An 11,132-nucleotide genomic window follows, 5' to 3' on the forward strand; every position below is an offset into this window, starting at 1 on the left:
AGTGGCTGGGGTCCACATCGCTCGCTCCAAGATGGCCTGAACAACCCCTTGGAATCACGAGTGCCCCAGTCGCTCAACCCTTTCGGGACGGGCTCTAAGGTCGTGTATTATCGATAGGCGCTGCCACGCTTGGAATAAACTCATCGACTAACCATGGCGCATTGTGTTCACCGGCATCCACTGAGAGCCCGTTTGGAAATTCAGGGATGGGCGTTTCTGCGGATGAGATTTCCGCCCATGGCGACGAGGATGATGGCCTTTGAGACGTCGATGCGACGCTCGTAGTCGCGCACGAGGCGGCGCCATCGAGTCATCCATCCGAAGGTTCGCTCGACGACCCAGCGGCGCGGCAGCACCTCGAAGCCCTTTGCGCCGTCGCGGCGTCGGATGATTTCGACGACGAAGTCGAGATAGGCCGCCTTGTCCATGAGCTTGAGCCTGTCGTAGGCGGCGTCGGCGAAGAGGTGCTTCACCCAGGGCCAGCGCTTGCGGATGGCGGCGAGAATGGCCTGCGCGCCGGCGCTGTCGGAGATGTCGGCGGGCGTCAGGTTGACCATCAGGAGCCGTCCGTCGGTGTCCACCGCGATGTGCCGCTTGCGCCCAACGATCTTCTTGCCGGCATCGTAACCTCTTGTTTCTGCTTGCGGAGCTTTGACCGATTGGCTGTCGATCACGGCCGCCGTCGGGCTCGCCTCGCGCCCGGCCCGCTCGCGGTCAAGCATCAGTTCGACGTCGTGGATGGTCTGGAACAGGAAGCGCCGCGCCAACTCGCGGAACCAGCCGTAGACCGTGCGCCAGTGCCCGAAATGAAACGGCAGCATCCGCCAGCCGCAGCCCGAACGAACCAGATAGCGCACCGCGTTCATGACCTCGCGGAACTCGACCTCGCGCGGACGGCCGCGACGCCCGGGCGCAGGCATCAGCGGAGCCATCCGCTCCCATTCCTCATCCGTCAGATCCGACGGATAACGCTTCGTCTTCCGGGCGATCTCGGCCATCCGGCCCCGCTGCTCTGGCGTCCACATCCAGAGCTTGAATCACAAACCCGACCCCGCGGGAATCCTACGACACACGATTTTTCAAACGGGCTCTGAGCCTATCGGCTCTGATAAAAGAGAGTTGGTAATAGTCCAACGGCCTTGGGATCTGTTTCAAGGCGGTACGCGTTGGCATGATCTCCGAATCGCGTGCTCTTTAATTTTTCCTTTTGACCGCAGCAGCACAGAACTTAAATTCGGGAACGCGCGTCGTCGGATCAAGACGGCCGATCGTCAGTTCATTGGCGGCTGCCTCGAAAAACGACATGGCCATCCACACCACGCCCGGCCGGATGGAGGCGTCCGGCCGCACCGGAAGATGGACTGCGCCACGCCGTGTGCGCACCTCCACCTCGTCGCCGGCCGCAAGCTGCAGCCCGACCAGATCGTCGGGATGCAGGTGCGCGCGCGGCTCAGGGCTCAGGGTTTCCAGAACCGGGGACCGGCGCGTCATGGAACCCGTGTGCCAATGCTCCCGCAAGCGACCTGTCATAAGGATGAAGGGGAATTCCGCATCGGGCGCTTCGTCGACGCCGCTTGCGTCAAGGGGCGCAATGAGAGCCCGCTCCCCACGGAGGAAGCCGTCGCCGAACAGGCTGTCGCTAGTGCCTTCCCCCTGTAATGGGTAACGGGCATGACCGGCTTTCGCCAGGAGCGGCCAATGAAAGCCCTTCAACGTCGGCACCACACCCGCCATTTCCTCGAAGATGCTCTCCACGCTGACCTGCTCCCACGGCAAGCCGAGACGCACCGCGAGGTCTCGTATGATCATCCAATCCGGGCGGGCGGCGCCGGGCGGCGGCAATGCGGGAGTGATGCGCTGCACGATGCGGTCGGTGTTCGTCACGGTGCCCTCGCGCTCGGCCAATGCTGCGGCGGGCAATACTACGTCGGCATAGGCCACCGTCTCGGTGGGGAAGATGTCCTGCACAACCAGGTGATCGAGTCCCACCAGGGCTGCACGGGTCGCGGCGAGATCAGGGTTGGCCAAGGCCGGATTGCCGCCCACCACATAGAGGCCATGTACGACGCCGAGCCGGGCAGCATCGAACATCTCCACCACCGATAGGCCTTGTGAGAGCGACATGCGGCCCCCCCACAAGTGCTCGAACACGGCACACTCAGCCGCATCATCCAGGTCTCGGTAGCCCGGTAGATAGTTCGGCAGCAGCCCTGCGTCGCACGAACCTTGCACGTTGTTCTGTCCGCGAAGGGGGTGGAGCCCCGCCCCCGGCCGACCCACCTGCCCGCAGACTAGGGCGAAAGCGATGGCGGCACGGATGTTGTCGGCGCCGAAGGCGTGCTGCGACGCGCCCATGCCCCAGAACGTCATGGCGGCGTGGGCCCCTGCGAATAAGCGCGCTGCTGTTCGTATTTCCTCGCTCTTCACCCCGCAGATGTGTGCAGCCACCTCCGGGGTGAAGGGCGCCACTCGGCGGCGTAGGGCCTCGAAGCCCTCCACTCGCTCGGCAACGAAGACCCGGTCGTATAACCCCTCTTCGATAACAAAGCGCGTCATGGCTGACAGCAAGGCGACATCGGTACCGGGAGCGATGCGGAAGTGGTGCGTTGCGAAACGCGACAGGGACTGTCCGTGCGGATCCACGAGGATCAGGCGAGTACCGCTCCGTAGCGCTCCCTTCATGAAGGAGGCTGCCACAGGGTGATTCATGTCCGGATTGGAGCCGACCATGAGCACCACATCGGCGTTGGCGATCTCTTCGATGGGCGCTGTCACCGCGGCGAGACCGGTCGCCTCGGCCAAGGGTGGCACGGAGGCGCACAGACGCGTGCAATGATCGATATGCGGCGTTCCGAAGCCAGCACGCGCGAGCTTCTGAAGTAGGTAGGCATCCTCGTTGGAGCCCTTGGCAGAGCCCAGCACAGCGAGCGCCGCTCCGCCGTGACGTGCCCGCACGCGACGAAAGCCTTTGGCAGCGGCATCGAGTGCCTCGTCCCAGCTCGCTGGGCGGAAGAGGTCCATAACTTGTGGGCCCCGCAGGCCAGCGCCAGTATCCCGCGGCACTCCCGGGCGGCGGATGAGCGGCATCGTCAGGCGGTCAGCATGTCGCAGGTATGTGAAGCCAAAGCGGCCCTTCACGCACAACCGGCCATGGTTCGCCGGACCGTCGGCCCCCTCCGCCCAGATGATGCGGTCATCCGCCTGATGGAGAGTCACTCGGCATCCGACGCTGCAAAAGGGACACACCGTTTCGCCGCTCGTCGTGATGGCGGCCCGCCCACCCGCCTCCTGTAGCGCCTTCGGTATTAGCGCGCCTGTGGGGCAGACCTGGGCGCACTCGCCGCAGGATGCGCACTGGCTCTCGCCCATAGCTAGGCCGGAATCGAACGAGATATGGATGGCATCGCCACGCCCGGCGAGGGCGATCACACCGTTCACCTGAACATCGCGGCAGCCCGCTCGGCACTTGCCGCAACGGATACAGGCTTCTGGATCGAATATCATGGCGGGGTGGCTGGTGTCGCTCGCACGGGCCTCGGTCCGGGCTCCGAAGCGTGCCGGATCGGCGCCTGCTCGTTCGGCCAACGCCATGAAGGGACTGTCAGGATGACGCGCGCGGGCCTCGGTGCTCATTTCTGCTCCGAGCAGTTCGATGGCGAGGCGGCGCACCCGCTCCGTCCGCTGGGTATCGGTACGTACACTCAGGCCAGGCGTGGCCGGATGACGGCAAGCGGGCATGAGATCGGTAAGGCCTTCGACCTCCACGAGGCAGGTGCGGCAACTGCCGACGGCGGGGTAGCCGACACGCGTGGAACCGCACAGATGCGGCAGGTCGAGCCCTGCCGCCGTCGCCGCCGCGAGAAGGGTCTGACCGCGCTGAGCAACAACGGTTTGCCCGTCGATTGTGATGTCGAAGGTGATCATGCGTCCTGCGAAGCGAGAAGGGGGGACAGGCGAGACAGGAAGCGCCCCGCATTGCGGCCCAGCGCGCACAGGGAGGCTTCGGTCATCACAGTAGAGAGATCCTCAATGAGCGCGGTGTCGAGGGTTCCGGGAGCGGCAAGGACATCACGGGCCTTCCCGGTTCCTACCCTGCACGGCCCGCACTGGCCGCAGCTCTCGCGCGCGAGATACGCAGCCATCCTTGATGCAATCACGCGCCTATCGTCGTCAGCACCGAAGACGATGGCGCCGCCGGTGCCGAGTCTCAGTCCTTCGCGTTTCAGATCGGCGAGGGGCCGTTGGCAGTCGGCTGCCGACACGATGGTGCCGGAAGAGCCGCCGATCACCATGCCGCCGAGTTCTACGCCGCCCACGAGGCCGCCGGCGGCCTCCACGAGGTCCGAAAGCCGCGCAAGGTCTCGAACCGGCTTCGGCCCCGGTGCCTGCACCCGGCCAGAGACGCTGAATAGCACCACGCCAGCATCCAGCAGCGACGAGACCGGAACTTCCGGCGTGGAAATGGTGCTCCAAGCGGCGCGCAGACGGAAGTAGGTCTCCACGTTATGGAGAATGGTCGGCCGGCCGAGATAGCCGCGCGTGGTGGGGAACGGCGGTCGCTCTACCGGCCGAGCCGGACGCCCTTCGAGGCTGGCAATAAGGGCAGTCTCCTCTCCGCAGATGAAGGCCCCGCCGCTTCGCCGCAGTTCCAAGGTGATCCCGTCCGTGAAGCCTGCCTCAACGACATCCTTCATCGCTCGCCGCACAATAGCGTGGATGGGTGCGTAGTCGTCGCGCACGTAGAAGAAGATCTTGTCCGCACTGGTGATGCGGGCTGCGACCAGAGCCGCTTCCACCACGCCATGGGGATCGCTCTCCAGGATGAACCGATCCTTGAACACCGCGAGTTCGCCTTCGTCGCCGTTTACAATGATGACCGGCGTCCGGCCTACAGCCATGGCCTGACGCCACTTTTCGGCAACCGGAAAGCCCACCCCCGCGCGCCCTACCGCCTGATGTGTGGCGATGCGCTCCAAGAGGGAGGTGCGCTCTCCTGGATAGGCCCGCAGGCGATCAAGCACCTGGTATCCCCCGGCTGCGCGATAAGCTGCGAAGCCGCGCGGGTCCGGCTCCGTCCTCGCGCCGTCACAGCGGTTGCGACACACGCCCACGCCGGCATCGGTACCGTGCATCAGAGCGCAGACGAGATCCCCGCACCGTTCTGTGGCATAGGGCGCTGCGGCGGCATAGTTCACCGCCGGAAATGCGGTGGCCACCTCATAGGCCTCGGCTGGAAACAGGTGCAGGCGCTCGGCGACCTGCATGAGGCCCTGTTTCGAGATGCCTACACCACCCTTGGCGTCGCGGACCTCGAGCAGGATCTCAAGGAGACGTCCCCGATCCGCGTCGCGCTCGAGAGCTGCGGCAACGGCCATGTTCTCGACTTGCTGCATAAGGTCAGGCGCGTTGGGCACGGTAAAGCTCCTCGCGCAAGTCCGAGGTAAAGGCTGTCGCTGGCCCATCGAAGAACAGTCGACCCCGGCGTAGGGCAATGATGCGATCGGCAAAACGCACGGCGAGGTCCACCTGGTGCAGGCTGCACAGCACTGTGAACCCGCGCTCACGCGCTGCCCGCTGGAGGATCTGAAGCACGTTTTCCGAGGATTCCGGATCGAGGCTGGAGATAGGCTCGTCGGCCAGGATCAGCTCCGCCTGCTGGGCGAAAGCGCGGGCGATGGCCACCCGCTGCTGCTGACCGCCGGACAGTCGTTCCGCCCTCTGGTATGCTTGGTCGATCAGGCCCACGCTGTCGAGGCATGCGAGGGCGAGTTGCCGGTCCTGTTCGCTGAAGCGGCGCAGCAACACTTGCCAAAGCGGCATCGTTGCGAGGCGAGCCGCCAGCACATTGTCGATGGCGCTGAAGCGCTTCACCAGATTGAACTGCTGGAACACGAACCCCACCTCGCGCCGCAGCGCTTTGAGGGCTGCCGGCCGCAGCGACGTCACTTCGGTTCCGTGCATGGTGACAGTGCCGCTGTCGGGCTCGATGAGACGCGTGAGGCAGCGGAACAAGGTGGATTTACCGCAGCCCGACGGGCCGAGCAGCACCACGAACTGGCCTTTCGGTACATCACAGGAGATACGCTCCAGCACTACGCGGCCCTGGAACGCCTTACCAACGTCGCGCACAGCGATAGCTGCGCCACCGTCCCCTGTCAGCGATCGGTTGGAGGAGAGATGCGTAAGGGAAATGTCGTTCATGAGTCTGTCTCCCGTCGGCCGGTCAGGCGCGGGGTTCGGCTTCAGGGAGGCGCGTCGGGGTGCCCGCGCGGGTGGCAGCGGTCTCGGGGCTCAACACGAGGCGACGCAGGTAGCCGCTCAGCATGTCGATGGCGATTACCATGACGAGGATGATGCCCAGCACAGTGGCCATCTTGGGGAAGTCGAGCAGGTCGATGGAATCCTTCAGCGTCTGCCCGATACCTCCGGCTCCCACGATGCCGAGCACGGTGGAGGCGCGCACGTTAAATTCCCAGATGTAGAGGGTCACAGCGACGATGTTTGGCCAAACGTCCGGCAGCATCGCGTAGCGGAACGCCCGCACTGGGCCGGCACCGGTGAGTTCTACAGCCTCTACTGGGCCTGGATCGGCAGGCTCGATCACTTCGGTGAGCAGCTTGCCGAGCGCGCCGACCATATTGAACATGATGGCGAGCACCCCGGTGAAGGGTCCAAAGCCCACCGCCGCCACGAAAATGAGAGCGAATACGAGTATCTCGGTGCCGCGCAGCACCCCAAACGCAGCCCGCACCAATCGGTAGACGAAGAGGTTCGGCGTAGTGTTGCGCGCTGCGAGCGGCACGAGCGGTATACAGACCAGAAGCGCACCGATGGTGCCCACCGTCGCCATGGCGAGGGTCTGGAAGGCGTCTCGCAGTACCTGGTCGATGTCTCGCAGGTCCGGCGGAAACATCTGAGTGAACCACGAGGCGATCTTGGGCAGTCCGTCGGCGAGCTTACCGAGATCGACCTTCGCCGCGGAGAAGCACGCACCGAGGAACAGGGCGACGGTGAGAAAGACGAGGATACGCCTCAGGTTGCGCCAGCCAAAGGGGGACTGAGCGGGCTCTCGATAGCGACGTTCGTCGAAGCTTACGATGGTCATGTTGGTCTCCCAGCGCCACATGCGCGCGAAGGGCGCCCCGGCGGACTTGGGCGCCGAGGCGGAGCATGGAAGGACCGGCGCCCACGGGCGCCGACGGCGGCCTCAGGACTTGAGCTTACCGGTGATACGGCCAGCCTCTTCGATGATGCCGTAATCGGTATGGGTCGCCGGCACGAAGCCGTTGTAGCCGCTGCCCATCAGGGCCTGAGCCTTGTCCTCCGGTAGCGACACCAGGATGTCGAGAATCTTCGCCTTCAGCGCCGGATCGAAGCCCTTGGGCACGCAGATGGCGTCGTTCGGCAGCTCCTCGGATGTCCAATAGACCGCCACCTTGGCGGGATCCATCTCCCCCGCCTCGATCATGCCGTTGCGGCCGCGGTCCATGTTAGAGCCCAGATCGATGAGGCTCTGCTGGATCATGGAGACGTTGTTGCCGAAGGTGGCGCCCTCGCGCAGCTGGAAGAACTCGCGCGGATCGACCCCACTCTTTACCAGGAACGCATAGGGGATGAGCCAGCCAGAGGTGTTACCCTGGTCGCTGAGGGAGAGCTTCAATCCCTTGGCGTCCTTGGGAAACTCCTTGATCGGCAGCCCGGGCCTCCCCTCAATGATCGCATGATAGGACGGCTTACCGCGATACTTCACGGTGGCGATCACTTCGGTGCCGACGCGCTGGTTGGCGAGGACATATCCCCATGGGCCGAGCCATCCGATGTCCACGTGGCCGTTGCTCATGGCGACGGAGACGGCGGCCCAGCTCTCGGGGCTCGCTAACTCGTAAGTCGCGCCGAGCTCGCCCGCCAGATAGCGAAACACCGGCTCGAATTCCTTGATCGTAATGGCCGGAGTGGGCCGCACCGGAGCGATGGCGAAGCGCAGATGAAGCTTGCCGTTACGCATCTGTTGCCCGCGCGCGGCGTCGGCAACGAGAGGAAGTGACAAAGCGGAGGCGGCGAGCGCTCCGAAGTGACGACGCGTGATCATGACGACCTCTTGGGTTGGCATTGGGTCGGGGCGGCCATGGAAAACCCCAGCCGCACTCCAGGGCAGATCGATGTCGATGGCTGCTCCCGACGCCCAATAAATTACATATTCGAATTACATTTCCAGTACGATTACATATCGTTTTTGTGACAATCGATATGGATGCAGCGAAAGATTACGGCCAATCACTAAATTTTCCTTATTTTTCAACGTATTATATAAGTTACATTTATTTTCTTAAAAAAATTCGGCGTTCTTGCGGGCGCCCGCATTGCATTTCAATTATCAATGGTTCATGTATTTAGATCAATGTGGCCTTATTGTGAGGCAACGAAACCGGCGGGCGGTCCCGCGGTTGGAGGAGACACGCGCTCATGCTGAATCTGATGCAGGTTCAGACCTTTCTCGCAGTGATTGACGAGGGCGGCATTCAATCCGCGGCGGAGCGTCTCGCCTGCTCGCAGCCTGCTGTTTCACAGCATTTGCGCAAGCTTGAGGAGTTCGTTGGCGTACCCCTGGTGGTGCGCAACCGCAGCCGCGCATTGCCCACACGAGACGGCGAAATATTTCTGCCGCGAGCCCGAGCTCTTCTCGCCGCGGCGGAGCGCGCGCGCACGCTCGTCGCGGATCGGCGCCTCGTAGTCCATGCGAGCGGCAATGTAGGTGTCTTCCTCGCGCCGCGGCTAGTCGCGAGGTTTGAGAGGGAGATCGGTAGGCCGGAGGCGGTCGATCTCGTCATTGGCACCAATCGCGGGGCGGTGGACGCCCTGGTGTCCGGTGAGGCGGATGTGGTGCTGACCGAATGGAGCGAGGAACATCCAGCCGTCGAGTGGCTGAATTGGCGCCGGGAAAAGCTCGTGGTGATCGCCGCCCCCGAACATCCCCTGGCTGCGCGCCGACACATACCACGCCAAGCCTTATTCGATCATCCCATCATCGGGGGCGAGCCTGGCACTGGCACTGGCCGGGCGCTGGCCGGCGTGTTTGGCGCGGACGTTGGCCATCTGCGGATGGCGCGCCAACTCGGTAGCACAGCCGCAGTCAAGGAGGCGGTGAAGGCCAACCTCGGGCTTTCCGTGGTCCTCGCCTATGCGGTCGACGAAGATGTTAAGGCGGGCACCCTCGTGAGATTGGATCTCGAGGAAGTCGACATTTACAAGACGCTTCACATAGGCGTTGCCCGTGAAAGCCCGCAAAGCTCGATGGCGCGCCGATTCTTGGCCTTCTGCAGGGCGTCGGCGACTTAAGCTCGCCCGGTGCGCGCCCCTGTTTTCGCCCCCCGCTTTTTTTCTATTTGGTGTCTGGAGGACAACCATGGCCCGCAAGACCCTTGTGACCAACTGGGCGCATCCGGAGGTGCTCGATCTCCTCGCGACCGGAGGCGCGGTCGAAGCCAACACTTCACGCGAGCCATGGTCCCGCGCGGAGATCATCCGTCGCGCAAACGATGCCGATGCTCTGCTTGCCTTCATGACAGACCACGTGGATGCTGCCTTTCTCGACGCTTGTCCCGATTTGAAGATCGTGGCCTGCGCGCTCAAGGGGGCCGATAATTTCGATATCGAGGCCTGCCGCGCGCGTGGCATCGCAGTGACTATCGTGCCCGACCTCTTGACGGCGCCGACGGCGGAATTGGCCGTGGGGCTCATGATCGCTCTGGGGCGCAATCTCGTCGCAGGCGATCGCTTGATCCGCGAGCGACCATTTGCCGGGTGGCGCCCGGTCCTCTACGGAATCGGGCTCGATGGGGCGGAGGTGGGCATCGTGGGCATGGGCGCGGTAGGGCAGGCGATCGCGCATCGCCTGCGCCCCTTCCGCTGCCGCATCTCCTATTGCGATGCGCGCCCGCTCTCGCCCGCAGCGGAGGACGCGCTTGGTCTTCTGCGCCGAGACCGACCGGAACTGCTCGCACGAAGTGACTATCTAGTACTCGCCGTGCCCCTAACGCCGGCTTCCATGCACATCATCGATACGGCTGCGCTTGCTGACATGAAGCCCGGCGCGTTGCTCATCAATCCGGCCCGCGGATCCCTCGTCGACGAGTCGGCCGTCGCGGATGCGTTGGAAGCAGGCAAGCTTGGTGGCTATGCGGCCGACGTATTCGAGACCGAGGATTGGGCGCGTCCCGACCGGCCTTCGCAGATCGCTTCCCGACTGCTCGCCCATCCTCGAACGGTTTTGACGCCGCACATTGGATCGGCCGTAGACAGCGTGCGCCGTGACATAGCGCTCTCGGCAGCGCGTGACATCCTACGTCATCTGGGAGGGAGACAAAAGGACCGAGCACCTGGAGACGGCGGGCTTTCGGCGGCGTGATGCTCCCTTGTTCTGGCCGCTCACATTGGCCGCAGCGCTGGGTCGGCAGGGCGACGCGGGCAGGAATTGTTGGAGACTGAGCGACGATGGGTTTTCAGCCACCGCCGGAGATCATCGCAGTGACCGGCCTCTCGAAGTCGTATGGAGGCCACGCAGTGCTCAAGTCTGTCAATTTGCAGGTCTTGGCGGGCGAGGCAATCGTCGTTTGTGGCGCAAGCGGCACAGGCAAGAGCACGCTACTGCGTTGCCTCAACGGCCTCGAATTGCCGGATAGCGGGTGCGTCAATTTTCGACAAACACCTGTGGCTTTTAAACGTCCAGCCATGGGCGCGCTTCGGCAGAGCATTGGCATGGTATTCCAATCATTCAACCTCTGAAGCGCCCCGGGTTTCGCGGAGGCATTTTCAATTGAGTCACGCAACCATATCGAGGGTCTCTTTGGCTGCATAGTAGTTTGCCTCGGCCTAGGCGGGCGGGATGTAGCCGATGGGGCCGAAAAGGCGCTGATTGTTGTACCAGTCGACCCAGCGCAGGGTGGCCATTTCGACTGCCGATGCGCTGGGCCATGACCGCTGGCGCCAGATCACCTCGGTTTTGTAGAGGCCATTGATCGTCTCGGCCAAGGCATTATGGGATGGACGCCTCCCGCTCCGCGCCCTTCACTAAGGGCTTTTGGCGAGTGGGAGAAGAGGCATGCGGATGCTGGCAATCGACTTGGCGAAGCAGT

At 63.6% G+C, this 11,132-nt stretch carries 9 protein-coding genes and 1 pseudogene; 3 read left to right on the forward strand and 7 right to left on the reverse strand.

All coding sequences use genetic code 11. The annotated features are described in order from the left end of the window. Window positions 1-200: 200 nt before the first annotated feature. The 6 genes from ACFPOB_RS16850 to ACFPOB_RS16875 all read right to left on the reverse strand — a co-directional run bounded on the left by ACFPOB_RS16850 (window position 201) and on the right by ACFPOB_RS16875 (window position 8,089). Complete coding sequence (locus ACFPOB_RS16850; protein ID WP_377799570.1) at window positions 201-1,025, reverse strand: IS5 family transposase; 825 nt, start codon at window positions 1,023-1,025, stop codon at window positions 201-203. Window positions 1,026-1,194: 169 nt separating this feature from the next. Beyond that, a complete protein-coding gene (locus ACFPOB_RS16855; protein WP_377799571.1) occupies window positions 1,195-3,924 on the reverse strand; it encodes a molybdopterin-dependent oxidoreductase in 2,730 nt (909 codons plus the stop codon). Then, entirely contained in the window at window positions 3,921-5,414 is a 1,494-nt protein-coding gene (locus tag ACFPOB_RS16860) for an NADH-ubiquinone oxidoreductase-F iron-sulfur binding region domain-containing protein (protein ID WP_377799572.1), read from the reverse strand. Before ACFPOB_RS16860 ends, ACFPOB_RS16855 begins: the two co-directional genes overlap by 4 nt. Beyond that, window positions 5,398-6,201 (reverse strand): phosphonate ABC transporter ATP-binding protein, encoded by an 804-nt coding sequence (gene phnC / locus ACFPOB_RS16865; RefSeq protein WP_377799573.1) that lies wholly within the window; start codon window positions 6,199-6,201, stop codon window positions 5,398-5,400. Before phnC ends, ACFPOB_RS16860 begins: the two co-directional genes overlap by 17 nt. A gap of 22 nt (window positions 6,202-6,223) precedes the next feature. Next, entirely contained in the window at window positions 6,224-7,105 is an 882-nt protein-coding gene (gene phnE / locus ACFPOB_RS16870) for a phosphonate ABC transporter, permease protein PhnE (protein WP_377799574.1), read from the reverse strand. A gap of 102 nt (window positions 7,106-7,207) precedes the next feature. After that, window positions 7,208-8,089 carry a phosphate/phosphite/phosphonate ABC transporter substrate-binding protein gene (locus ACFPOB_RS16875; protein ID WP_377799575.1) on the reverse strand — a complete coding sequence of 294 codons (882 nt, stop codon included), beginning with the start codon at window positions 8,087-8,089 and terminating at the stop codon, window positions 7,208-7,210. A 374-nt stretch (window positions 8,090-8,463) separates the two neighbouring features. Between ACFPOB_RS16875 and ACFPOB_RS16880 the strand changes: the two genes are divergently transcribed. From ACFPOB_RS16880 to ACFPOB_RS16890, 3 genes are all read left to right on the forward strand, one after another. After that, window positions 8,464-9,336: a LysR family transcriptional regulator gene (locus tag ACFPOB_RS16880; RefSeq protein WP_377799576.1), complete on the forward strand. Its 873-nt coding sequence runs from the start codon at window positions 8,464-8,466 to the stop codon at window positions 9,334-9,336. A gap of 67 nt (window positions 9,337-9,403) precedes the next feature. Continuing rightward, window positions 9,404-10,405 (forward strand): phosphonate dehydrogenase, encoded by a 1,002-nt coding sequence (locus ACFPOB_RS16885; RefSeq protein ID WP_377799577.1) that lies wholly within the window; start codon window positions 9,404-9,406, stop codon window positions 10,403-10,405. Between the two features lie 155 nt (window positions 10,406-10,560). Beyond that, the gene (locus tag ACFPOB_RS16890; RefSeq protein ID WP_377799578.1) at window positions 10,561-10,782 is read left to right on the forward strand and encodes an ATP-binding cassette domain-containing protein; all 222 of its coding nucleotides are present in this window, start codon (window positions 10,561-10,563) and stop codon (window positions 10,780-10,782) included. Window positions 10,783-10,869: 87 nt separating this feature from the next. Here ACFPOB_RS16890 and ACFPOB_RS16895 read toward each other — a convergent pair. Then, window positions 10,870-11,040: pseudogene (locus ACFPOB_RS16895) on the reverse strand (integrase core domain-containing protein); the annotation flags it as partial. Window positions 11,041-11,132 lie beyond the last annotated feature (92 nt).

Origin of the sequence: Allobosea eneae, from assembly GCF_042657265.1 — a bacterium.
Taxonomy (GTDB): Bacteria; Pseudomonadota; Alphaproteobacteria; order Rhizobiales; family Beijerinckiaceae; genus Allobosea; species Allobosea eneae.

Excerpts from the sequence above, each read along its gene's own strand:
- ACFPOB_RS16880 (WP_377799576.1), top strand. The coding sequence starts at position 8,464 with ATGCTGAATCTGATGCAGGTTCAGACCTTTCTCGCAGTGATTGACGAG.
- phnE (WP_377799574.1), bottom strand. The coding sequence starts at position 7,105 with ATGACCATCGTAAGCTTCGACGAACGTCGCTATCGAGAGCCCGCTCAG.
- phnC (WP_377799573.1), bottom strand. The coding sequence starts at position 6,201 with ATGAACGACATTTCCCTTACGCATCTCTCCTCCAACCGATCGCTGACA.
- ACFPOB_RS16850 (WP_377799570.1), bottom strand. The coding sequence starts at position 1,025 with ATGTGGACGCCAGAGCAGCGGGGCCGGATGGCCGAGATCGCCCGGAAG.
- ACFPOB_RS16875 (WP_377799575.1), bottom strand. The coding sequence starts at position 8,089 with ATGATCACGCGTCGTCACTTCGGAGCGCTCGCCGCCTCCGCTTTGTCA.
- ACFPOB_RS16885 (WP_377799577.1), top strand. The coding sequence starts at position 9,404 with ATGGCCCGCAAGACCCTTGTGACCAACTGGGCGCATCCGGAGGTGCTC.
- ACFPOB_RS16855 (WP_377799571.1), bottom strand. The coding sequence starts at position 3,924 with ATGATCACCTTCGACATCACAATCGACGGGCAAACCGTTGTTGCTCAG.